This window comes from Actinosynnema sp. NPDC091369 (assembly GCF_044757065.1).
Taxonomy (GTDB): Bacteria; Actinomycetota; Actinomycetes; order Mycobacteriales; family Pseudonocardiaceae; genus Actinosynnema.
In genome coordinates, this window is record NZ_JBIVUG010000003.1 from 195,096 (window position 1) to 219,094 (window position 23,999).

At 71.9% G+C, this 23,999-nt stretch carries 17 protein-coding genes; 12 read left to right on the plus strand and 5 right to left on the minus strand.

What is annotated here, in order from left to right; translation table 11 throughout:
* Window positions 1–16 precede the first annotated feature (16 nt).
* Window positions 17–4,282 carry a GH92 family glycosyl hydrolase gene (locus ACIQMJ_RS13390; RefSeq protein ID WP_499761246.1) on the minus strand — a complete coding sequence of 1,422 codons (4,266 nt, stop codon included), beginning with the start codon at window positions 4,280–4,282 and terminating at the stop codon, window positions 17–19.
* Between the two features lie 176 nt (window positions 4,283–4,458).
* On the opposite strand from ACIQMJ_RS13390, the gene ACIQMJ_RS13395 reads away from it, so the two are divergent.
* Entirely contained in the window at window positions 4,459–5,604 is a 1,146-nt protein-coding gene (locus tag ACIQMJ_RS13395) for an ROK family transcriptional regulator (protein ID WP_499761823.1), read from the plus strand.
* 222 nt (window positions 5,605–5,826) lie between these two features.
* Here ACIQMJ_RS13395 and ACIQMJ_RS13400 read toward each other — a convergent pair whose 3' ends face one another.
* The 3 genes from ACIQMJ_RS13400 to ACIQMJ_RS13410 all read right to left on the minus strand — a co-directional run bounded on the left by ACIQMJ_RS13400 (window position 5,827) and on the right by ACIQMJ_RS13410 (window position 9,397).
* Window positions 5,827–7,716: an acyl-CoA dehydrogenase family protein gene (locus ACIQMJ_RS13400; RefSeq protein WP_499761247.1), complete on the minus strand. Its 1,890-nt coding sequence runs from the start codon at window positions 7,714–7,716 to the stop codon at window positions 5,827–5,829.
* A gap of 167 nt (window positions 7,717–7,883) precedes the next feature.
* Window positions 7,884–8,573, minus strand: a complete 690-nt coding sequence (locus ACIQMJ_RS13405; protein WP_499761248.1) for a DUF305 domain-containing protein — start codon at window positions 8,571–8,573, stop codon at window positions 7,884–7,886.
* Window positions 8,574–8,575: 2 nt separating this feature from the next.
* Window positions 8,576–9,397 carry a thioredoxin-like domain-containing protein gene (locus ACIQMJ_RS13410; protein ID WP_499761249.1) on the minus strand — a complete coding sequence of 274 codons (822 nt, stop codon included), beginning with the start codon at window positions 9,395–9,397 and terminating at the stop codon, window positions 8,576–8,578.
* A gap of 170 nt (window positions 9,398–9,567) precedes the next feature.
* Between ACIQMJ_RS13410 and argS the strand changes: the two genes are divergently transcribed.
* The 6 genes from argS to rho all read left to right on the plus strand — a co-directional run bounded on the left by argS (window position 9,568) and on the right by rho (window position 18,383).
* The gene (gene argS / locus ACIQMJ_RS13415; RefSeq protein ID WP_499761250.1) at window positions 9,568–11,217 is read left to right on the plus strand and encodes an arginine--tRNA ligase; all 1,650 of its coding nucleotides are present in this window, start codon (window positions 9,568–9,570) and stop codon (window positions 11,215–11,217) included.
* Window positions 11,217–12,641, plus strand: coding sequence for a diaminopimelate decarboxylase (lysA, locus tag ACIQMJ_RS13420; protein WP_499761251.1), 1,425 nt, complete (start codon window positions 11,217–11,219; stop codon window positions 12,639–12,641). The genes argS and lysA overlap by 1 nt, the downstream gene beginning before the upstream one ends.
* Window positions 12,642–12,644: 3 nt before the next feature.
* Entirely contained in the window at window positions 12,645–13,949 is a 1,305-nt protein-coding gene (locus ACIQMJ_RS13425; protein WP_499761252.1) for a homoserine dehydrogenase, read from the plus strand.
* Window positions 13,950–14,020: 71 nt separating this feature from the next.
* The gene (thrC, locus tag ACIQMJ_RS13430) at window positions 14,021–15,079 is read left to right on the plus strand and encodes a threonine synthase (RefSeq protein ID WP_499761253.1); all 1,059 of its coding nucleotides are present in this window, start codon (window positions 14,021–14,023) and stop codon (window positions 15,077–15,079) included.
* On the plus strand, window positions 15,076–15,966 hold the full coding sequence (gene thrB, locus ACIQMJ_RS13435; RefSeq protein WP_499761254.1) for a homoserine kinase: 891 nt from the start codon (window positions 15,076–15,078) through the stop codon (window positions 15,964–15,966). The genes thrC and thrB overlap by 4 nt, the downstream gene beginning before the upstream one ends.
* 344 nt (window positions 15,967–16,310) lie before the next feature.
* The gene (rho, locus tag ACIQMJ_RS13440; protein WP_499761255.1) at window positions 16,311–18,383 is read left to right on the plus strand and encodes a transcription termination factor Rho; all 2,073 of its coding nucleotides are present in this window, start codon (window positions 16,311–16,313) and stop codon (window positions 18,381–18,383) included.
* Window positions 18,384–18,455: 72 nt separating this feature from the next.
* Here the strand turns inward: rho and ACIQMJ_RS13445 are convergent, their stop codons facing one another.
* The gene (locus tag ACIQMJ_RS13445; protein WP_499761256.1) at window positions 18,456–18,866 is read right to left on the minus strand and encodes a hypothetical protein; all 411 of its coding nucleotides are present in this window, start codon (window positions 18,864–18,866) and stop codon (window positions 18,456–18,458) included.
* Between the two features lie 247 nt (window positions 18,867–19,113).
* Between ACIQMJ_RS13445 and rpmE the strand changes: the two genes are divergently transcribed.
* The 5 genes from rpmE (at window position 19,114) to prmC (ending at window position 23,984) form a co-directional block, all read left to right on the plus strand.
* Window positions 19,114–19,326: a 50S ribosomal protein L31 gene (rpmE, locus tag ACIQMJ_RS13450; RefSeq protein ID WP_499761257.1), complete on the plus strand. Its 213-nt coding sequence runs from the start codon at window positions 19,114–19,116 to the stop codon at window positions 19,324–19,326.
* 99 nt (window positions 19,327–19,425) lie between these two features.
* Window positions 19,426–20,481, plus strand: a complete 1,056-nt coding sequence (gene prfA, locus ACIQMJ_RS13455) for a peptide chain release factor 1 (protein WP_499761258.1) — start codon at window positions 19,426–19,428, stop codon at window positions 20,479–20,481.
* Between the two features lie 22 nt (window positions 20,482–20,503).
* Window positions 20,504–21,709, plus strand: coding sequence for an acyl-CoA thioester hydrolase/BAAT C-terminal domain-containing protein (locus ACIQMJ_RS13460; protein WP_499761259.1), 1,206 nt, complete (start codon window positions 20,504–20,506; stop codon window positions 21,707–21,709).
* 10 nt (window positions 21,710–21,719) lie between these two features.
* A complete protein-coding gene (gene lpdA / locus ACIQMJ_RS13465) occupies window positions 21,720–23,105 on the plus strand; it encodes a dihydrolipoyl dehydrogenase (protein WP_499761260.1) in 1,386 nt (461 codons plus the stop codon).
* Window positions 23,106–23,123: 18 nt separating this feature from the next.
* Window positions 23,124–23,984 carry a peptide chain release factor N(5)-glutamine methyltransferase gene (prmC, locus tag ACIQMJ_RS13470; protein ID WP_499761261.1) on the plus strand — a complete coding sequence of 287 codons (861 nt, stop codon included), beginning with the start codon at window positions 23,124–23,126 and terminating at the stop codon, window positions 23,982–23,984.
* Window positions 23,985–23,999: the final 15 nt, after the last annotated feature.

Here is a 23,999-nt window from a genome sequence, read left to right on the forward strand (position 1 = left end):
CGAGAGCCCTACCGGGCTACAGCCCGGCGCACTGACCCGTCTTGGGCCCGTTCGCCGAGTTCGCCCACCCGCTGTTCACCGGCGCGGGGTCGCTGCCCGTGCAGGACATCGGCCCGCTGACGGTGTTGCCGGCGACGAGCGTGCCGCCCTTGTTGTCGACCAGCCGCACGGGCCCGCCGACGTTCACCCGTTCCAGCGACAGCTCACCGGTCGTGCCGGTCACGTTCACCGGACCGCCCACGGTCGTCTCCACCAGCACGACCGCCGCCGCGCCGGTCGCGTTCACCGGGCCGTCGACCTTCCCGCCGAACACGTACAGCGACGCGCCCGCCGCCACCGTCACCGGGCCGGTCACGGTGCCGCCGTCCACGCACGTCACGCCCGACTGCACGCGCAGCGCCCCGGCGTGCTCACCGGTCACCGTGGCCGTGCACGCCGCGAACGGCTTGGCCAGCAGCTCGACCTCGGCGACCGTCGCGGTACCCGGGAACTCCAGCCGGTAGTGCTGGTAGTGCCCCGGCCGGGCGATCTTGAACGCCCGCGTCTGCTGCCGCCACGGGAACGCCTCGCCGGACCGCTCGTCCACCGCGGACCAGGTCCGGCCGTCGTACGAGCCCTTCAGCACCCACGACGACGGGTCGCCGCCCGCCTTGCCCGACGTCACCGTGTAGAACGAGGCGCTCTCCTTCTTCGACGGCAGGTCGACCTGCATCCACGACAGCTCGCCGGACGTCTGCGAGGTGTTGTCCACCACCGACGCCGGAGCACCGGTCACGGTCCCGAGCAGCGTCACGTCCCGCAGCGGGGCGGGCGCCGCGGAGCCCTTGGTCAACGACGGCGGCGCGGCGTCCGCACCCGTGGCCCAGCGCGACGGCGACGACCCCATCTCGAAGTCCAGCACGCCGCCGTTCGCGATCTCCGCGTGCGGCAGGTGCGCCTTGTCCCACGTCTTGCCGTTGACCTTCAGCGACTGCACGTAGATGTTCTTCGCGGAGTTCGCGGGCGCGTTGACCACCAGGTCGCGCCCGTTCTCCAGGTGCACGGTCAGCTTCTTGAACAGCGGCGACCCGATCGCGTACGAGTCGTTGCCCATCTGCAGCGGGTAGAAGCCCATGGCGCTGAACAGCCACCACGCCGACTGCTCGCCGTTGTCCTCGTCACCGGGGTAGCCCTGGCCGATCTCGCTGCCCAGGTACAGCCGGGACAGGATCTCGCGCACCTTCTCCTGCGTCTTCCACGGCTGACCGGCGTAGTCGTACATGTAGGTGATGTGGTGCGACACCTGGTTGGAGTGCCCCAGCTGCCCCATCCGCACGTCGCGCGCCTCGGTCATCTCGTGGATCACGCCGCCGTAGGAGCCGGGGAACTTCGCCGTCTCCGGCGTGGCGAAGAACTCGTCCAGCTTCTTCGCCAGCCCGTCCCGGCCGCCGTAGAGGTTGGCCAGGCCCTGCCCGTCGTGCGGCACCGAGAAGGCCATGTTCCAGCCGTCGGTCTCGGTGTAGTCGTGGCCCCACTCGCGCGGGTCGTACTCGTCGGTGGGCACGCGCCACGTGCCGTCGGGGTTGCGGCCCTGGAAGAATCCGGTCGACGGGTCGAACATGTGGATGTAGGTCTGCGCGCGGTTGGCGAAGTACTCGGCGGACGCCTGGTACTGCGCGTCACCGGTCTGCTCGTACAGCTCGCGGGCCATGTTCGCGATGCCGTAGTCGTTGACGTAGCCCTCGATCGCCCACGACATGCCCTCGCCGGTGGCGGTGGACGTGTAGCCGGTGAAGATCGAGGTGTCCAGGCCCTTGCGGCCGACGCCCGCGTTCGGCGGCGCGACCGTCGCGTTCTTCACCGCCGCCTCGTAGGCCGCCTTGGCGTCGGGCAGCGGCACGCCCTTGACGAACGCGTCCGCGAACGCCACGTCGGAGCTGGTGCCGGTCATCAGGTTCGCGTAGCCGGGCGACGACCAGCGCGAGATCCACCCGCCGTCGCGGTACTGCTGCACGAAACCGTCCGCCAGCTCGGCCGCCCGCCGGGGCGTCAGCAGGCTGTAGGCGGGCCAGGTGGTCCGGTAGGTGTCCCAGAACCCGTTGTTGACGTAGATCTTGCCGTCCAGCACCTTCGCGCCGGTCTGCGTGGGCGTGGACGGCCCGGCGGCCTGCACCGGCGAGGCGTACCGGTACTTCGGCGCGTCGGCGGTGCCGGTGTTCTCGAAGCCCGAGTTCGGGTACAGGTAGAGCCGGTAGAGGTTGGAGTACAGCGTGGTCAGCTGGTCCTCGGACGCGCCTTCCACCTCGACCATGCCGAGCACGCGGTCCCACGCCTGCTGCGCCCGGTCGCGCACCGACTCGAACGTGTCCGAAGCGGACACCTCCAGCTCCAGGTTCCGCTTGGCCTGGTCGACGCCGAGCAGCGACGTGGCGATCCTCATCGTCACGGTCTTGTCGGCGGAGGTGTCGAACCGGAAGAAGCCCGCCACGTCGTCGCGGCCCGCGCCGGTGAGCCGACCGCTGGAGACGACCGGCTTGTCCACCACGCCGTACACGAACAGCCGCGTCGCACCGGTGGACAGGCCGCTCTTGACGTCGGAGAAGCCCGTCACCACACCGGTCGCCGGGTCGAGCGTGAGCCCGCCGCCGTTGTTGACGTTGTCGAACACCAGGTTCGAGGTGTCGTCCACGAACGTGAAGCGGAACACCGCGGCGTGGTCGGTCGGCGCGATCTCGGTGCGCATGCCGTTCTCGAACCGCACGCCGTAGTAGTGCGCCTTCGCGGTCTCGTTCTCGTGCTTGAACGGCAGCGCGCGCGCCGCCCGGTCGGCGGTCGGCGTGCCGGTGGACGGCATCACCTGGAAGGTCTGCCGGTCACCCATCCACGGGCTGGGCTCGTGGCTCGCGGTGAACGCCTGCAACGTGGGCAGGTTGTCCCGGTTGTTGTTCTTGGCGTACTCGTAGAGCCAGCTGATCGAGCCCGCGTTGGTCATGGGCGACCAGAAGTTGAAGCCGTGCGGCACCGCGGTGGCCGGGAAGTTGTTGCCCCGCGAGAACGAGCCGCTGGAGTTCGTGCCGCGCGTGGTCAGCACCCAGTCCGACGGGCGCGGCCGGTCGACCGCGGCCGGCGCGGACTTCACCGCGACGTCGTCCACCCAGCCGTTGAACCCGGCCGGGCCCTTCGGGTTGTCGTACGCCACGAGGACGCGCTTGATCGTCTTGCCCGCGGCGACCTCGCCGACCACGGACGCGACCCGGTTCCACTGGTTGGTGTAGAGCGACTTGGCCGCGCCCTGGCCGCGCGGCGACAGCTCGAACCCGTGCTGGTCGCGCGCGCCGAGGTCGCTGAGGTAGGTGCCGTCGGCGAACGCGAGGTCCAGCGAGACGTAGGTGGCCGGGTAGTTCAGGTCGTCCGTGGTGAACGACGGGAAGATCAGGTACGACAGCTCGGTGGTCGGCGTCACCGGGATGTCGACGTCGAAGACCTTGTTGTACGAGTAGCCGCGGCCCTCGGCGACGTGCGTCCCCTGGTAGCGCAACGCCTTCACGCCGGTGAACCCGGCGCCCGACTTGGCGTTGTACCCGCCGTTGGCGCCCTTGCCCACGGTGGTGCGCATGTTCTTCGCCGGCGGGGTGGTGGAGCCGTCGGAGAACTGCACCTCGGCGAGCTGGATGAGGTTCACGCCGCCCGCGGTCGCGGAGATGTCGAGCTGGTAGTGCTTGAACGCCTCGGTGTTGGCGATGTCGTAGGTCTTGGTCTGGAACCGCTCGGTGAACGCCTCACCGGCGCGGGTGTCCAGCGGCGTCCACGTGGTGCCGTCGTTGGAGCCGCGCAGGGTCCAGTCCTTCGGGTCGCGCTCGGGCGCGTCGTTGGCCGAGGACATCGCGTAGCGCTTGACCGCGACGGGCTCGGCGAAGGTGAACCGGGCCCAGCCGGTCGGCGTGAAGGTGAGCCACTTCGACGCCACGTTGCCGTCGACCAGGTTCTCCTTGACCTCGCCCGAGCCGGAGTTCTCCGAGTTGGCGGCCACGTCGACCACGCGGTCGGTGACGTTGCCGGGGATGCCGGTGGAGTCCGAGCCGTTGACGCCCGACGTCTTCGGCGTGCCGTCCGGGCCCGTCTCCACGGTGCTCGCCCACGTGGGCTGCGGCTGCCCGTCCTCGAACGACGTGGCGAAGAGCGTCTCGCTCACGGTTGGCTCCCCCGGTGCGGCGGTCGCGGAGGACCAGCCTCCCACGCTCCCCACCGCCAGTGCGATGGTCGAGACGACCACCAGCGATCTTCTGCCGCGTTTGTGCCCCATTGCACGCCTTTCGCCCGAACCGACCCGATCTTTAGCGAAGCAAAGGGCGAGGTGACATCGTTGTCAAGTGCGGTCGCCCATCTTGTCCGCAAGCCTGTCCGGATGCTGCTCCACCCGATCTACACTCACTCGCTGTGACGGCCCGGAACTCGCCCCCGGTGGGCACCCCCGCGGGGATGCGCGTGCTCAACCAGCGCGCGGTGCTCGACCGGCTGCGGGCGGGCGGTCCGGCGACCAGGCCGCAGATCGCCAAGGACACCGGCTTGTCCAAGCCGACCGTGGGCCAGGCGCTGGTCGACCTGGAGCAGCACGGCCTGGTGCGCCCCATCGGCCGCACGTCGGCGGGTCCGGGCCGCTCGGCGGTGGTCTACGAGCCCAACCCGGCGGCCGGGCACGTGCTGGGCGTGGACATCGGCAGGCAGCGCATCCGGGTGGCCGTGGCGGACCTGGCCGGTTCGGTGATCGCGCGGGTGGACGAGCGCAACCGGTGCCGTTCGGCGACGGCGCTGGTCCGCACGGTGCGGGAGCTGGCCGAGCGGACGGTGTCCGACGCCGGGCTGGCGCTGGCCGACCTGGTGGTGAAGGTGGTCGGCACGCCCGGTGTGCCCGACCCGCGCGACCGGACGCTGCACCACGCGCCGAACCTGCCCGGCTGGGAGCGCCCCGGCCTGCTCGACGACCTGGACGCGGAGCTGGGGCCGGGCCTGGTGGTGGAGAACGACGCGAACCTGGCCGCCGTCGGCGAGCAGGCGCACGGCGTGGCGCGGGGCGCGGACGTGTTCGTGTGCGTCACCGTGGGCACCGGGATCGGCATGGGGATCGTGGTGGACGGCCGGTTGTTCCGCGGCGCGCACGGTGCCGCGGGCGAGGTCGGCTACCTGCCGTTCACCGGTCAGTCCGAAGAGGACGGGCGGCAGCGCGGCCAGGTGGAGGCCGCGGCGGCGGCGGAGTCCGTGGTGGCGCTGGCCAGGCAGCGCGGCTTGTCGGCGCGGTCGGCGCGGGAGGTGTTCGCGGCGGCGAAGGCGGGTGACGAGCGGGCGCTGCTGGCGGTGCGCGACGAGGCGGAGCGGCTGGCGTTCGTGGTGGCGTCGGTGGTGGCGGTGATCGACCCGGAGCTGGTGGTGCTCGGGGGTGGCATCGGTAGCAACACCGACCTGCTCCAGGAGCCGATGGAGGCCGCGTTGCGGCGGATGACGCCGCTCGTGCCGCGGATCGTGGCGGGGGAGCTGGGTGACGGCGCGGTGCTCAGCGGCGCCATCGCGATGGGGTTGCGGTCGGCGCGCGAGCTCGTGTTCGACCGTCGGGGGTCAGTGACTCTCTGAGAGTAGTCGAGTGCCCCTCACCTGGGTGATTCACTCAAAAGTCGTAGGTTCCAACTGGCCGGTAATGACGTAGCGTCACTCGTTACCTCCTCCTGGAGGGTGTTGTTCCTTCCGTAGTTAGAAGGGGAGTCGAAAGGGGAGTACGGGGGACGTGGTCCCCTTTCGACCGTGCCACGGGGCAGGTGCCGCGCCCGCCAACACCTGCCCCGTGTACAACACCCGTCACGGCGTCTTGCGGTGGACGTCCCGCGCGGTGGACGCCCGGTGCGTCGAGTCCGCGATCCACGGCCCCGGGCTGGACGGGTCCACCACCCCTTCTTCGAGCCAGGTGAACCGGCCGTCCAGGACGTGCCGCGCCAGCGCCGCGTCCGAGTCGTCCGAGTTGCGCCACAGCCGGTCGAACAGCTCGTCCACCCGCACCCTGGCCTGCGTCGCGAACGCGTCCGCCGGTTCCACCGCCCGGTCGCCGTCCGCCGCCGCCTTCACGCACGCCGCGCTGATCGCGAACAGCTCCGCGCCGATGTCCACGATCCGCGCCAGGAACCGCTGCTTGCGCTCCAGCCGGCCCTGCCAGCGCGACATCGCGTAGAACGTCTGCCTGGCCAGCTTGCGGCTCGCCCGCTCGACGAACCGCAGGTGCCCGGCCAGCGGCCCGAACTCGGCGTACGCGCGCGGCACCTGGCCCTTGCCGACCACCAGCGTCGGCAGCCACTTCGCGTAGAACCCGCCCGCCCTGGCCAGCGCCTGCGCCTTGCGCTTCGCGTCGGCCTCGGGGTCGATGAAGTCCCCGGCGACGGCCAGGTGGGCGTCCACCGCCTCGCGCGCGATCAGCAGGTGCATGATCTCGGTCGAGCCCTCGAAGATCCGGTTGATCCGCAGGTCGCGCAGCATCTGCTCGGCCGGCACGCCGCGCTCGCCGCGGGCCGCCATGGACGCGGCGGTCTCGTAGCCGCGACCGCCGCGCAGCTGCACCAGCTCGTCCGCGACCAGCCAGGCCATCTCCGAGCCGTACAGCTTCGCCAGCGCGGCCTCGATGCGGATGTCGTGGCCGCCCGCGTCGGCCAGCTCGCTCGCCAGGTCGACCACGGCCTCCAAGGCGTACGCGGTGGCCGCGATGTAGGCGACCTTGCCCGCGATGGCCTCGTGCTCGCCGATCGGCCGACCCCACTGCACGCGTTCGGCCGACCACTCGCGGGCGATCTTGAGGCTCCACTTCGCCGCGCCCGCGCACAGGGCGGGCAACGACAGCCGGCCGGTGTTGAGCGTGGTGAGCGCGATCTTCAGGCCCGCGCCCTCCTCGCCGATCAGGTTCGCCTTCGGCACGTGGACCTGGTGGAACCGGGTGACGCCGTTCTCCAGGCCGCGCAGGCCCATGAACTCGTTGCGGTTCTCCACCGTGATGCCGGGCGAGTCGCCCTCGACCACGAACGCGCTGATGCCCTTGCCCGGCACCTGCGCCATCACCACCAGCAGGTCGGCCACCACGCCGTTCGTCGTCCACAGCTTCACGCCGTCGAGCACGTAGCCGTCGTCGGTGGGGGTGGCCGTGGTGCCCAGGCGGGCCGGGTCGCTGCCCACGTCCGGCTCGGTGAGCAGGAACGCGCTGATCGCGCCGGTGGCGCAGCGGGGCAGGTACTCCCGCTGCTGCTCCGGCGTGCCGAACAGCGCCAGCGGCTGCGGCACGCCGATCGACTGGTGCGCGGACAGCATCGCGCCCAGCGCCGGGCTGACCGAGCCGACCATCATCAACGCCCGGTTGTAGTACACCTGGGACAGCCCGAGGCCGCCGTACTCGGTCTTGATCTTCATGCCGAACGCGCCGAGCTGCTTGAGCTCGGTGAGCACGTGATCGGGGATGCGGGCGTCCCGCTCGATGGCCGCGCCGTCCACGGTGTGCTCGCAGAACTCGCGCAGCGCGGCGAGGAACGTCTCGCCGCGCTCCCGGTCCTCGGCCGAACCGCTGGGGTGCGGGTGGATCAAGTCGAGGCGGAAGTGGCCGAGGAAGAGGTCGCGGCCGAAGCTGGGGTGGCGCCACCGGGTCTCGCGGGCCTGTTCGGCCACCTCGCGGGCGGTGCGCTCGTCGACGTGGCGCTGGGGATCCACTGCGGTCATCGCTGACCTCCGAGTCGGATTGCCGCTGCTCCGCAGGCGGGTCTCTCACGTTACTACCGGCGGGTAGCCCCAATCGGGTGACGCGAAACCGCGCGGTGGACCGCCTGGAGCCGGACCCGGGTGTGGTGAGGGCGGTGCTCGGCAGTGCGATCGCGGTGATCGCCAGGTCAGCTCGGCAGGGGAGCGGCGCCGCGCTCGGTGATCAGCTGCTGCATGTACGTGCTCTCGCCGGTCTGCGACTTGAGCATGTTGTCCGCGAGCGTGCGCACCACGCCCTGACCGGCGTGCGTGGCCGCGTACTCGGCCATCGGCGCGCCGCCCTGGTGGTGGCGCAGCATCAGCTGGAGGAAGTACACGTCGAACTCGACGCCGCTCAACGTCCGCAGCTCGGCGATCTCCTGCGGGGTGGCCATGCCGGGCATCGCGCCCGAGTCGGCGGACCCGGCGCCGGAGTGGCCGTGGGTGGACGAGGTCATCCACCACATGTGCCTGCCGTCGGCCGACTGCTCCGGGTAGCCCCAGAGGAACAGCCAGCCCTTCATCCGGCCGACCTGCTCCAGCTGCGTCGACGAGATGTCGAACGCGAGCTGCTCGATCGCCGGGTCGGCGGTCCGCTCGCGGGCGATGTTCGCCATCTGCACGCCCTGGAGGTGGTGCGCCGACATGTCCTGCGTGAACCCGACGTCCACGGAGTCGCGCGCGGGCGTGGCGCTGTGGTCCGCGCCCGGCAGCTTGATCAGCAGGCCGATGGCGGCGCCGAGCAGGAGGACGGCCAGCACGGCCACCGTCACGACGACGGCCCTGGTCGCGGTCACCCCGCGGGTGGGGGCGACCTCCTCCTGCTCGGCGTCGGCCACGGTCAGCTGCCCGGCGTGGAGCTGGCGGCCGGCGCGTCGGAGGCGGACGGCGTGCCGCTCTCCTGCGTGGCGGCGTCGGTGCCACCGCTCATCGGGACGGCGTCGGGTCCGGGCGCCTCCGCCACGAACGCGGGCGGGTTGGCCACGTCGAAGGTCGGCGACTCGCAGGACGCGCCCACCTCGGGGTAGGCGTACTGGTTGCGCCGCAGCGACTGGATGAACTGGTCGATGCGCTCGTCGTCGGCGCTGTCCAGCTTGAGCTGGTGGCCCCACGACTGCAGCGAGATCGGCTTGTCCAGGCCGGGGTACGGCGACAGCATGGTGAACGGCTGGCCGTCGGCGCGGGCCTTCAGCTTGTCCAGCGCCTCACCGCTGACCTGGTCCGGGTTGTACGTGATCCACACCGCGCCGTGCTCCAGCGGGTGGACCATGTTCTCGTTCCGGACGGCCTTGTCGTACACGGTGCCGGTGCAGTCGGCCCACACGTTGTCGTGCGGACCGCCGAAGGGCGGCGACTGGTCGTAGGCGACCCGCTGCGTGGCGTCGACGTGCTTGCTCGCCTCGTACTCGACCTTCACCACGCCCGTGATCTTGTCCGAGGGGTCCTTGTTCTCCTCGGACGGCGTCCACTGGGCGAGCGCCTCTTCCTTCGCGTTCTGCTCGGAGATCTGCGAGAACGCGTAGCCGAACACGGTGCCGGCCAGGGCCAGCACGGCCACCACCGCGAGGATGGTGCCCCATGGCTTCGGCTTCTTGGCCACCACCGAGGAGCGCGCCGCCGCAACGCTGGAGCGCGCGGCCTTCGTCTTCTTGCCGCTGGTCATGTCCGCCTCAGTTCCGTCATACGCCCATGCCGCGGGCCAGTGTAGGGATACTGTGTCTGATCACCGTCAACTGCCCGTCACAGCGGGTGGTCACGGGACGTGGTCGTTCCCACTGCTCGGGACGCCCATCCCGGTCGAGACCAGCGGGAACGCTTCCCTAGACTTGCCGGGTGACTCCCGCTGCGCTCGCTGAACTGGTCCGTGCGACGGCCGTGGACGTGCTGTCCGCGCGCGGCCTCGACCCCGCCGCCCTGCCCACAGCGGTCACTATCGAGCGCCCCCGCAACCCCGAGCACGGCGACTACGCCACGAACGTGGCCCTCCAGACCGCCAAGAAGGTCGGCGTGACGTCCCGCGACCTGGCCGGCTGGCTGGCCGACGCGCTGACCGGCACCGACGCCATCTCGTCGGTCGAGGTCGCGGGTCCGGGCTTCCTGAACCTGCGGCTCGCCGCGGACGCGCAGGGCGCGATCGTGCGCGACGTGCTGGAGGCGGGCGAGGCGTACGGCCGCGGCGACCTGCTCGCCGGCACCCGGATCAACCTGGAGTTCGTCTCGGCGAACCCGACCGGCCCCATCCACCTGGGCGGCACCCGCTGGGCCGCGGTCGGCGACGCGCTGGGCCGCATCCTCACCGCCAACGGCGGCGAGGTCACCCGCGAGTACTACTTCAACGACGCGGGCGCGCAGATCGACCGGTTCGTCCGGTCCCTGATCGCCGCCGCGAAGGGCGAGCCCGCGCCGGAGGACGGCTACGCGGGCGGGTACATCGGCGACATCGCCGCCGAGGTGCTCCGACAGGAGCCCAGTGCTCTGACCAGCGAGGACTCGCACGAGGTGTTCCGCCGCATCGGCGTGAACCTCATGTTTGAAGAGATCAAGAAGGACCTGCACGACTTCGGCACGGACTTCGACGTCTTCTTCCACGAGGACTCGCTGCACAAGTCGGGTGCGGTCACCAAGGCCGTGGAGCAGCTCAAGGGCTCCGGCGCGCTGTACTTCGAGAACGGCGCGTGGTGGCTGCGGTCCACCGAGTTCGGCGACGACAAGGACCGCGTGGTCATCAAGAGCGACGGTGACCCGGCGTACATCGCCGGTGACATCGCGTACCTGGTGGACAAGCGGTCGCGCGGCTTCGACCTGTGCATCTACATGCTCGGCGCGGACCACCACGGCTACATCGGCAGGCTCAAGGCGGCGGCCTCGGCGCTGGGCGACGACCCGGCGTCGGTGGAGGTGCTGATCGGCCAGATGGTGAACCTGGTCAGCGACGGCAAGCCGGTGCGGATGAGCAAGCGCGCGGGCACCGTGATCACCATGCAGGACCTGGTGGACGCGGTCGGCGTGGACGCCGCCCGGTACGCCATGAGCCGGTCGTCGGTGGACTCGTCCCTCGACATCGACCTCGACCTGCTGCGCAAGCGCAGCAACGACAACCCGGTCTTCTACGTGCAGTACGCGCACTCGCGGATCTGCTCGGTGCTGCGCAACGCGGCCGACCTGGGCATGACCGGGAACGAGTCCTTCGAGCTGCTGCGGCACGACCGGGAGGGCGACCTGATCCGCACCGTCGGCGAGTTCCCGCGCGTCGTCGCCACCGCGGGTGAGCTGCGCGAACCGCACCGCATCGCGCGGTACCTGGAGGAGTTGGCAGGCACGTTGCACCGGTTCTACGACACCCCCGAGTGCCGCGTGCTGCCGCGCGGCGACGACGAGGCGACCGAGGTCCAGCGGGCCCGGTTGAGCCTGTGCGCGGCCACGCGCCAGGTGTTCGCCAACGGCCTCGCGCTGCTGGGCGTGACCGCGCCGGAGCGCATGTGATGCGCGCGCACCCGGCCGGTCCCCGGCACGCCGACGTCCTCGTCCCCTCCAACACCGCGGGCAACCGGCCCGGGTCCGCGCAGGACCTGGACGCGCTGCACCCGCAGGTGTGGCCCCGCAACGCCGAGCGCAGCGACGACGGCGCGGTGCGCTTCGCCGGCGTGGACGTGCGGCAGCTCGCCCAGGACCACGGCACCCCGCTGTTCGTGATGGACGAGGCCGACTTCCGCGCCCGCTGCCGCGAGCACGCCGAGGCGTTCGGCGACCCGACCCGCGTGCACTACGCGTCCAAGGCGTTCCTGTCCGTCGCGGTGGCCCGCTGGGTCGCCGAGGAGGGCCTGAGCATGGACGTGGCCAGCGGCGGCGAGCTGGCCGTGGCGCTGCGCGCGGAGTTCCCGCCCGAGCGGATCGCGCTGCACGGCAACAACAAGTCCGTGGCCGAGCTGACCTCTGCGGTCGAGGCCGGCGTCGGCGCGGTCGTGCTGGACTCGTTCTACGAGATCGCCCGCCTGGACCAGGTGGCCCGCGAGCGCGGCCGGGTGCAGCCGGTGATGATCCGGGTCACGGTCGGCGTCGAGGCGCACACGCACGAGTTCATCGCCACCGCGCACGAGGACCAGAAGTTCGGCTTCTCGCTGTCCTCCGGCGACGCGGCCGAGGCGGCGCGGCGGGTGCTGAAGTCCGAGGGCCTGCGGCTGATCGGCCTGCACAGCCACATCGGCTCCCAGATCTTCGACGCCAGCGGCTTCGAGGTCGCCGCGCGCCGGGTCATCGGGCTGCTCGCCGAGCTGCGCGACGAGCACGGCGACGCGATCCTCGAGCACGTCTCGACCGTGGACCTCGGCGGCGGCCTCGGCATCGCCTACACCCCGGACGACGACCCGCCGCCTCCCGCCGAACTGGCCCGCCAGCTGCGCAACATCGTGGCCAAGGAGTGCGAGCACGCCGAGCTGCCCGTGCCGAAGATCGCGGTCGAGCCGGGCCGCGCCATCGTCGGCCCCGGCACGGTGACGCTGTACGAGGTGGGCACCATCAAGGACGTCCAGCTCGACGCGGGCGTGGTCCGCCGGTACGTCAGCGTGGACGGCGGCATGAGCGACAACATCCGCACCGCGCTCTACGACGCGGTCTACGACTGCAAGCTGGTCTCGCGCGCCGCGGCCGAGGACTCCCGGCCCGTGCTGTGCCGCGTCGTGGGCAAGCACTGCGAGTCCGGCGACGTGGTCGTGCGCGACTGCTGGCTGCCCGACGACCTCGCGCCCGGCGACCTGATCGCGGTCGCCGCCACCGGCGCGTACTGCTACTCCATGGCCAGCGGCTACAACCGACTGCCCCGACCCGCGCTCGCCGCGGTCGTGGACGGCCAGGCCCGGTTGCTGCTGCGCCGGGAGACCGAGGAAGACCTGTTCCGCCTGGAGGTATGAGAAGTGGCAAGCCACGAGGGCAAACCGATCCGGGTCGCGTTGCTGGGCTGCGGCACCGTCGGCACCGAGGTGGTCCGGCTGCTCATCGACCAGGCGGCCGACCTGACCGCACGCGTCGGCGCGCCGGTCGAGCTGGCCGGCATCGCCGTGCGCAAGCCGAACAAGCACCGCGAGGTGCCGGCCGAGCTGCTCACGACCGACGCCGAGGCCCTGGTCGGGACCGACGACGTGGACGTGGTCGTCGAGGTCATCGGCGGCATCGAGCCCGCCCGCACGCTGCTGCTCGCGGCGCTGCGCGCGGGCAAGTCCGTGGTGACCGCGAACAAGGCGCTGCTGGCCGAGCACTCGGCTGAGCTGTTCGAGGCCGCCGACGCCTCCGGCGCGGACCTGTACTTCGAGGCGGCGGTGGCGGGCGCGATCCCGCTGCTGAGGCCGCTGCGCGAGTCGCTGGCCGGTGACCGCATCACCCGGGTGATGGGCATCGTCAACGGCACCACGAACTTCATCCTCTCCGGCATGGACTCCACCGGGGCGAGCTACGCCGAGACCCTGGAGGAGGCGACCCGGCTCGGGTACGCCGAGGCCGACCCGACGGCGGACGTGGACGGCTTCGACGCCGCGTCCAAGGCCGCGATCCTCGCGTCGCTGGCCTTCCACAGCCGGGTCACGGCCGCCGACGTGCACCGGGAGGGCATCGCGTCGGTCAGCGCCGCCGACATCGCCGCCGCCAAGGCGCTGGGCCGCACGGTGAAGCTGCTGGCCATCTGCGAGCGGGTCACGCACGACGACGGCGAGGGCATCTCGGTGCGCGTGCACCCGGCGATGATCCCGACCTCCCACCCGCTGGCGAGCGTGCACGGCGCGTTCAACGCGGTGTTCGTGGAGGCCGACGCGGCCGGCGAGATGATGTTCTACGGACAGGGCGCGGGCGGCGCGCCGACGGCCAGCGCGGTGCTCGGCGACCTCGTCGCGGTGGCCCGCAACCGGACGCACCGCGGTCGCGGCCCGCGCGAGTCGGCCTACGCGGGGCTGCCCGTGCGGCCGATGGGCCAGACCCCGACGCGGTATCACATCAGCCTCGACGTCGCCGACCGGGCGGGCGTGTTGTCGCAGGTCGCGGCGGTGTTCGCGGAACACGACGTGAGCATCGCGGCGGTGCGGCAGGAGGGCCGGGTCGACGACGCCAGCCTGGTGATCGTCACCCACGCCGCGACCGACGCGGCACTGCGGTCGACCGTGGACAAAATCGGCGGGCTGCCCGTGGTTCGGGAAGTGGTCAGCGTGATGAGGGTGGAAGGCGAAGAGTGATGGCGGCCCAAGCAGCCCTCGGCGAAGCCGAGGATCAGACAGCAGCCCGCGGGGCCAGGGGTGGAAGCGCGGTGCGGCCGGGGTGGCCCGGCATCATCCACGCCTACGCGGACCGGATCCACCTCCCCGAGGGCGCCGAGGTCGTCACCCTCCACGAAGGCGGCACGCCGTTGGTGGCCGCCGAGCACCTGTCGGAGCTGACCGGCTGCCAGGTCTACGTCAAGGTCGAGGGCGCGAACCCGACCGGGTCGTTCAAGGACCGCGGCATGACCGTGGCCATGACGCACGCGCTGGCCAGCGGCATCCGCGCGGTGATCTGCGCGTCGACCGGCAACACGTCGGCCAGCGCGGCGGCGTACGCGGCCAAGGCGGGCCTCACCGCCGCGGTGCTCGTGCCGCGCGGCAAGATCGCCCTGGGCAAGCTCGCCCAGGCGGTGGCGCACGGCGCGAAGATCCTGCAGATCGACGGCAACTTCGACGACTGCCTGGAGCTGGCCGCCAAGACGTCGACCGAGTACCCGATCACGCTGGTCAACTCGGTCAACCCGGTGCGGTTGATCGGCCAGAAGACCGCCGCGTGGGAGATCTGCGACGTGCTGGGCCGCGCGCCCGACATCCACTGCCTGCCGGTCGGCAACGCGGGCAACATCACCGCGTACTGGCGCGGTTACTCGGACTACCACGCCGACGGCGTGACGGCCTCGACGCCGCGCATGTTCGGCTTCCAGGCCGCGGGCTCCGCGCCGCTGGTGCTGGGCGAGCCGGTGGCGAACCCGGAGACCATCGCGACCGCCATCCGGGTGGGCAGCCCGGCGTCGTGGACCGGCGCGGTGGCCGCCAAGGAGGAGTCCGGCGGCCTGTTCGAGGCCGTGACGGACGAGAAGATCCTGGAGGCGTACCGGCTGCTGGCCTCGACCGAGGGAATCTTCGTCGAGCCGGCGTCCGCGACGAGCGTGGCGGGCCTGCTGGCCACGGCCGCCGACGGCCGGCTGCCCAAGGGCTCCACGGTCGTCTGCACGGTCACCGGCCACGGCTTGAAGGACCCCGACACCGCCCTGCTCGGCATGCCCGAGGTGGAGCCGGTGCCGGTGGACCCCGGCGCTGTCGCGACCGCCCTGGAGCTGGCGTGACGGCCCTGGCCGCCCGCTCGCTCCGCGTCACCGTCCCGGCGTCCACGGCGAACCTCGGCTCGGGCTTCGACGCGCTGGGCATGGCGCTGGGCCTGCACGACGAGCTGGAGTTCGCGGTGACCGGCGGCGGGCTGGTGGTGGAGGTCTCCGGCGAGGGCGCCGGGGCCGTGCCGACCGACGAGCGCCACCTGGTCGTGCGGGCGTTCCGCGCGGCCTGCGAGCTGGTCGGGGTCGAGGTGCCGGGGCTGCGGCTGACGTGCCGCAACGCCATCCCGCACGCGCGGGGCCTGGGCTCCTCGGCGGCGGCGGTCGTGGCGGGCGTGGCGGCCGGTTTCGCACTCGCGGGTCGCGGGTCGGACACGGACGCGTTGCAACTCGCCGCCGAGTTCGAGGGCCACGCCGACAACGCGGCGGCGGCCATGTTCGGCGGCGTGGCGATCGCGTGGACGCAGGGTGACCGCTACCGCGCGGTGCGTGTGGAGCCGCACCCCGGTGTGACGCCGGTCGTGCTGGTGCCGGCGGAGGAGTCCTCCACGCACACCACCCGGGGCCTGCTGCCGTCGAAGGTGCCGCACGAGGACGCCGCGTTCGCCGCGGGCCGGTCCGCGCTGGCCGTGCACGCCCTCGCGGCGGACCCCTCGCTGCTGCTCGACGCGCTGGACGACCGGCTGCACGAGCCGTACCGGGAACCCGCCTGGCCTGCGACGACCCGCCTGGTGCGGTCGTTGCGGGAGGCGGGGGTGGCGGCGGCGGTGTCGGGGGCGGGACCCACGGTCCTGGCCCTGCCACCGGACGGGGTGGTCCCGCCCCGGGTGGACACGACCGGGTTCGAGGTCCGCCCGGTGCCGGTCGACCTGGGCGGAGTCCGGGTTGCGCCACTCGGCTGAGTGAAGCGACGCGCCGTGCCCCGGTTGTTGCACCCGGCCGGACCGGCGTCTACCCTCGGGGCCATCAGTCACCGCGCGCACGGGCGCCGGTGTGGTGCCCGGACGTTCGTTCCGGATCGCATTCCTCCAGTGACTTGGCTCTGTGCCGTATGGACGGGGCCGACGCTGGAAGGCACCCGCTCGCCGTGTGACCGAAGTCCCGCACCGGAGGACTCCGCTTTCGTGCGCGTTCCGCGCCGTCGCCAGGTCCGCCTGAACCGGGACGAAACTGCCGCACCGCATTCCGTCGGACGGCAGGTCCGCTGGATCGCGTAGGAGGCGCGCTCCGGTCAGGAAGGACATGTGTGACCAACACCGATGTACTGAGCAGCCAAGCTCCTGCTGCTCCCAACCCCGCTGCCAGTTCCGGAGCCGAGGAGAACGCTCTGACCACCCCTTCGAACGGCAGCGCCACGCCGCGCAAGCGCGCGGGCCTCTCTGGAATGGTGCTGGCCGAACTCCGTGAACTCGCAGGTCAGCTGGGCATCACCGGTACGGCCGGCCTCCGCAAGGGCGACCTGATCGCCGCCATCAAGGAGCGGCAGGGCGGCACCTCCGGTCGGGGCAGTGCCGCGACGCCGCCCAAGGCCGAGAAGAAGGCCGAGGCTCCGAAGGCGGCCGCCGAGAAGGCGCCCGCGGTGGAGAAGGCCGTCGAGGCGCCCGCCGCGGTGGACAAGCCCACCCAGCAGCAGCTCGACGTGACCGACCGCCCCGCCGAGGAGGAGGGCGGCCGCCGCGGCAACCGCCGCCGCCGGTCCGCCAACCGCCCCGCGGGCAGCCCCGAGGCGCCGGCCGCGGACGCCCCGCAGGCGCCGCAGGCCGACCGCGTCCAGGGTGACGGCCGGCAGGGCGAGCGCCCCGACCGCGCCGAGCGCCAGGAGCGTGCCGAGCGGCCCGACCGGGCCGAGCGCCAGGACCGGGCCGAGCGGTCCGACCGGGGTGACCGGTCCGACCGCGGTGACCGGTCCGACCGCTCGGAGCAGCGCGAACAGCGCCAGGACCGGGGCGAGCGGGGCAACCGCGGCGACCGGCAGGACCGGGGTGGCCGGGACGACCGCGGCGACCGCGGTGACCGGGGTGGCCGCGACCGCGACCAGAACCGCAACCGCCAGCAGAGCGGCCCGGACGACGGTGACGAGGAGGGCGGCCGGCGCGGTCGCCGCTTCCGCGACCGCCGCCGTCGCGGTGGCCGGGGCGAGGACGGCGGTCCCGCCACCGACACCGAGGTGCGCGACGACGACGTCCTGCTGCCCGTGGCGGGCATCCTCGACGTGCTGGAGAACTACGCGTTCGTCCGCACCTCGGGCTACCTGGCCGGGCCGAACGACGTGTACGTGTCGTTGTCGCTGGTCCGCAAGTACGGGCTGCGCCGCGGCGACGCCCTGATCGGCGCCGTGCGGCAGCCGCGCGACGGCGAGCAGCAGCGCCAGAAGTTCAACCCCCTGGTGCGGGTGGACAAGATCAACGGCCTCGACCCGGAGGAGTCCCGCAACCGGCCGGACTTCACCAAGCTGACGCCGCTGTACCCGAACGAGCGCTTGCGCCTCGAGACGGAACCGCACATCCTCACCACGCGCGTCATCGACCTGGTGATGCCGATCGGCAAGGGCCAGCGCGCCCTGGTCGTGTCGCCGCCGAAGGCGGGCAAGACCTCGGTGCTCCAGTCGATCGCCAACGCGATCACGAAGAACAACCCCGAGTGCCACCTGATGGTGGTGCTGGTGGACGAGCGCCCCGAAGAGGTCACCGACATGCAGCGGTCGGTGAAGGGCGAGGTCATCGCCTCCACCTTCGACCGCCCGCCGTCGGACCACACCACGATCTCGGAGCTGGCCATCGAGCGGGCGAAGCGCCTGGTCGAGATGGGTCACGACGTGGTCGTGCTGCTGGACTCGATCACCCGGCTGGGCCGTGCCTACAACCTCGCGGCCCCCGCGAGCGGCCGGATCCTGTCCGGTGGTGTCGACTCGACCGCGCTGTACCCGCCCAAGCGGTTCCTGGGCGCGGCCCGCAACATCGAGGGCGGCGGCTCGCTGACCGTCATCGCGACGGCCCTGGTCGAGACCGGGTCCGCGGGCGACAGCGTGATCTTCGAGGAGTTCAAGGGCACCGGCAACGCCGAGCTCAAGCTCGACCGGAAGATCGCGGACAAGCGGACCTTCCCGGCGGTGGACGTGGACTCGTCCGGCACCCGCAAGGAAGACCTGCTGCTCTCGCCGGACGAGCTGGCGGTCATGCACAAGCTGCGCCGGGTGCTGCACGCCCTGGACAGCCAGCAGGCCATCGACCTGCTGCTGGACCGCCTGCGCAAGAGCCGGACCAACATCGAGTTCCTGATGCAGGTGGCCAAGACCACCCCGGGCGCGGACAACGACTGACCGCGTGCGAACGACGAAGGCCCGCTCGGCGTGCTCGCCGGGCGGGCCTTCCGCCGTCGTGGCGGGCGCCGGTCAGCAGGGTGGCACGGGCGCGGCCAGGCCGGCCTCGGCCAGCGCGGCGGTCCGGCGGCGTTCGAGGAAGTAGCGGGCGACCAGCAGCACGACGACCGGCACCCCGACGACCACGACAGCGGGCACGGGCACCCGCACGCCGTGCAGGAGCACGCCGATGGCCAGCACGGCGGCCAGGTACGGCCAGCGCAGCCACGTGCGCTGCCACCGGGCGGTCCACAGCACGGAGCTCGACGTCGCGACGCCCACGGCGACGCCCGCGCCGAACACGGGGCTCGACAGGGCGAGGTAGCCCGGAGCACCCACCAGCAGGCCACCCAACCCGGTGAGGCCCAGGACGGCGATGCTGAACAGGAAGGGCACGGCCAGCCACGTGGTCAGCGGCAGGGGACGCCCGACAGTGCACAACACCCGGCCAGTGTGGCGTCCGCGCAACGCGGTGTGCTGCTCTCTGTAGTTCAGCGGTTACCTCGTGCGCCGAATGGTCGACCACCATCGGCGAGCGGTTGTGACGCTCCCCACCGGGAACAAGCGTGGCCGCCCTGGCGTTGCAGCGGGTGACAGCCGATCTGGCACACTGTCGGGTCGAGTCCGGCTCCGGTTCACCTCGAAGAACCCCAACGAGGACCCGGCGGCCACTTAGGAAAGGGACAAGACGTTGAAGACCGGCATTCACCCCGAGTACGTGACGACCGAGGTCACCTGCGGTTGCGGCAACACCTTCTCCACCCGCAGCACCCAGACCTCCGGCGCCATCCACGTCGAGATCTGCTCCAACTGCCACCCGTTCTACACGGGCAAGCAGAAGATCATGGACACCGGTGGCCGGGTCGCGCGCTTCGAGGCCCGCTACGGCAAGCGCGCCAAGTAGCTGCCAGAACGGCGTCCACCCCGAGTGCGCGGGTGGGCGCCGTTGTCGTCTCCACACCCCGAAGCACCTCTCGCCAGACGCTGAGACCGGAGCAAGATCGTGACGCTGGACGCCCTGCTGGCCGAGCACGCCGAGCTGGAAGCCAAGCTCGCCGACCCCTCGGTGCACGCCGACCAGGCGGGCGCGCGCAAGCTCGGCAAGCGCTACGCCGAGCTGACCCCGATCGTGAAGGCGGCCCGCGAGCTGGAGCAGGCGAAGTCCGACCTGGAGACGGCCCGCGAGCTGGCCGCCGAGGACCCGGTGTTCGCCGAGGAGGCCGAGGAGCTGGCCCAGGCCGTCCCGGCGCTGGAGTCGAAGCTGACCGAGCTGCTCCTGCCGCGCGACCCGCACGACGGCGCGGACGTCGTGCTGGAGATCAAGTCCGGCGAGGGCGGCGAGGAGTCGGCGCTGTTCGCGGGCGACCTGCTGCGCATGTACCTGCGGTACGCCGAACGGCACGGGTGGAAAGCCGAAGTCCTGGACGGCACGGATTCCGACCTGGGCGGCTTCAAGGACGTCACGGTGGCCATCAAGAGCCGTGCCGACACCCCGGACGGCGTGTGGTCGCGGCTGAAGTACGAGGGCGGCGTGCACCGCGTGCAGCGGGTGCCGGTGACCGAGTCGCAGGGCCGCATCCACACCTCCGCCGCCGGTGTCCTGGTGTTCCCCGAGCTCGACGAGGTCGAGGTCGAGATCGACGAGAACGACCTGCGGGTGGACGTGTTCCGCTCGTCGGGCAAGGGCGGGCAGAGCGTCAACACGACCGACTCGGCCGTGCGCATCACGCACCTCCCGACCGGCATCGTGGTCTCCTGCCAGAACGAGCGCAGCCAGCTCCAGAACAAGGCCCGCGCCATGCAGGTGCTCCAGGCCCGGCTGACCGCGTTGGCGGAGGAGAAGCAGCAGCAGGAGGCGTCGGACGCCCGGCGCTCGCAGATCCGCACGGTGGACCGCTCCGAGCGGGTCCGGACCTACAACTTCCCGGAATCGCGCATCTCCGATCACCGGGTTGGGTACAAAGCCCATAACCTGGATCAAGTTCTCGACGGCGACCTGGACGCGCTGCTCGACGCCCTGGCGTCGGCCGACCGCGCGGAGCGGCTCGCCGGCGGGTGAGGTGAGGACGAGGGGGCGCGCGATGGCGGAAATCCTGGTGACCCCGCGGCGCGCCCCCCTCGACGCCGTGCTGGACGTCCGGGTGGTCGACCTGCCCCCCGACCAGCTCGTCACGCTGCGCGCGTCCACCGGTGACCACGCCTCGTCGGCGGTGTTCCGGGCCGACGACCGCGGCGTGGTCGACCTGACCCGGCACGCGCCGCTGTCGGGCAGCTACTCCCGGATCGACCCGATGGGGTTGTTCTGGTCGATGACGCCGACCGGTGGCGAGCCGGGCGAGACCGTCGTGGAGGCCGAGGGCGTCGGCGAGGTCCGCTTGGAACGCCTCTGCCGGCCCGACGGCCTGCGACGGACCGAGGTCACCGAGAACGGCCTGGTGGGCGTGCTGTACGAGCCGGACGACGACGTGACGCACCCCGGCGTGCTGGTCCTGGGCGGGTCCGAGGGCGGGCTGCACGAGGACGACGCCGCGCTGGTGGCCGGGCACGGGTTCGCGGCGCTCGCGCTGGCCTACTTCGGCGCGCCGGGCCTGCCGGACGACCTGGTCGAGGTCCCGTTGGAGTACGTGGGCACCGCGCTGGAGTGGTTGGGCGGTCGGGCGGGGAAGCTCGGCGTCGTCGGCGGCTCGCGCGGCGGTGAGCTGGCGCTGCTGGTCGGCGCGACGTTCCCGCAGGTGGAAGCAGTGGTGAGCGTGGTCGGCAGCGGTGTGGTCACCCAGTGCGTGGGACCCGGCCCCCGATTGCTGGGCAAGCTGGAGCACGAGGCCGCGTCGTGGACGTTCCAGGGCAGGCCGCTGCCCTACCTGCCGTACTCGGTGCCGCAGGAGATGCGGATGCGCGTCGTGAACGGCGAGCCGGTGGCCCTGCGGTCGGCGTTCGACCGGTCCGACGGCATCCCCGAGGACTGCGAGATCCCGGTCGAGCGGATCAACGGCGGTGTGTTGCTGCTCTCATCGGGGCAGGACGAGAACTGGCCGTGCACGGAGCTGAGCGAGGTCGCCGAGCGGCGGCTGATCGAGCACCATCACCCGTTCAGGTACGAGCACGTGGTGTACGCCGAGGCAGGACACCTGATCGCGGGGCCGCCGCACCGCCCGACGACCGAGCTCGTCGTCCCGGGGCCGGGCGTGACGCTCTCGATGGGCGGCTCACCGGCCGCCACGGCCGCCGCACGGGCCGACGCGTGGCGTCGGACCGTTGAGTTCTTGTCGGACCAACTGGGCACCTAATGTGTCGCTTATGAGCGCACACTTTGACGTCGTGGTCCTCGGTGCGGGGCCAGGCGGGTACGTCGCCGCGATCCGGGCGGCCCAGCTGGGGCTGAAGACGGCGGTCATCGAGGAGCGTTACTGGGGCGGGGTGTGCCTGAACGTGGGCTGCATCCCGTCGAAGGCGCTCCTGCGCAACGCGGAGCTCGCGCACCTGTTCACCCACGAGCAGAAGACCTTCGGCATCCAGGTCGACGGCACGGTGAAGTTCGACTACGGCGTCGCCTTCGAGCGCAGCCGGAAGGTCGCGGACGGGCGCGTCAAGGGCGTGCACTTCCTGATGAAGAAGAACGGCATCACCGAGTACAACGGCTACGGCACGTTCCGCGACGCCAACACCATCGAGGTGAACGGCGAGACCGTCACGTTCGACCACGCCATCATCGCCGCGGGTGCGAAGACCCGGCTCCTGCCGGGCACCGAGCTGTCCGACCGGGTGGTGACCTACGAGGAGCAGATCCTGTCCAAGGAGCTGCCCGGCAGCATCGTCATCGCCGGCGCGGGCGCCATCGGCGTCGAGTTCGGCTACGTGCTGCACAACTACGGCGTGAAGGTCACCATCGTCGAGTTCCTCGACCGGATGGTGCCGCTGGAGGACGCCGAGGTGTCCGCCGAGCTGGCCAAGCGCTACAAGCGCATGGGCATCGACGTCCGCACGTCCACCCGCGTGGAGTCCATCGACGACAGTGGCGAGAAGGTCCGCGTCACCGTGTCGAAGGACGGGCAGCAGGAGGTCCTGGAGGCCGACAAGGTCCTCCAGGCGATCGGCTTCCAGCCGCGGGTGGAGGGCTACGGCCTGGAGAACACCGGGGTGGGGCTGACCGAGCGCGGCGCGATCGCCGTGGACAACCGGGGCCGCACCACCGTCCCGCACATCTTCGCCATCGGCGACGTGACCGCGAAGCTGATGCTGGCGCACGCGGCCGAGTCCATGGGCATCGTCGCGGCCGAGACCATCGCGGGCGCGGAGACCATGGAGCTGGACTTCCCGATGATCCCGCGCGCGACGTTCTGCCAGCCGCAGATCGCGTCGTTCGGCTGGACCGAGGCGCAGGCCCGGGAGAAGGGCTTCGACGTCCAGGTCGCGAAGTTCCCGTTCACCGCGAACGGCAAGGCGCACGGCCTGGCGGACCCGAACGGCTTCGTCAAGCTGATCAGCGACGCGAAGTACGGGGAGCTGCTCGGCGCGCACATGATCGGCCCGGACGTGACCGAGCTGCTGCCGGAGCTGACGCTGGCCCAGCAGTGGGACCTGACCGTGCACGAGGTGGCGCGCAACGTGCACGCGCACCCGACGTTGAGCGAGGCGGTCAAGGAAGCGGTCCACGGCCTGGCCGGGCACATGATCAACTTCTGATCCGCCTACCCTGATCCCATGACCCGACACCCGTTGCGGCTGGCCATCATCGAAGCGGAACGCCTGCTGGCCGCGGCGGGTGTCGACAGTCCCCGCGTGGACGCCGAGCTGCTGGCCGCGCACGTGCTCGGCGTCGAGCGGTCCCGGTTGGCGCTGATCCCGCTGGTCGACCCGCCGGTGGTGGACGCGCTGCACAAGGCCGTGCGGCAGCGCGCGACCCGGGTGCCGCTCCAGCACATCACCGGGCAGGCGCACCTGGGCGGGGTGGACCTGGAGGTGGGTCCGGGCGTGTTCACCCCGCGCCCGGAGACGGAGCTGGTGCTGGAGTGGGGTTTGTCCACTGTGGAGTCGGCGAACCCCGTCGTGGTCGACCTGTGCACGGGGTCCGGCGCGCTGGCCCTCGCGGCGGCGCACCGGTTGCCGCGCGCCACCGTGCACGCGGTCGAGCGCGACCCGACGGCGCTGGCCTGGGCGCGCCGCAACGCGGAGGCCCGCGCGGCGGCCGGTGACACGCCGATCACGCTGCACGCGGGCGACGTGACCGCGCCCGACGTGCTGGTCGACCTGGACGGCCAGGTCGACCTGGTGCTGTGCAACCCGCCCTACGTGCCGGACGGGACCGAGGTGCAGCCGGAGGTCGCCGAGCACGACCCGCGGCACGCCGTGTTCGGCGGTGAGGACGGGCTCGAGGTGATCCGGCACGTGGTGGCGGTGGCCGCGCGGCTGCTCAAGCCGGGCGGCCACGTGGCGATCGAGCACGACGACAGCCACGGCGACGTCGTGCCCGCGCTGCTGGCCACCCGCCGCGTGCTGACCGACATCGCCGACCACCGCGACCTGGCCGGGCGTCCCCGCTTCGCCACCGCCCGCCGGGTCTGAGCCGAGCCCGTCGGG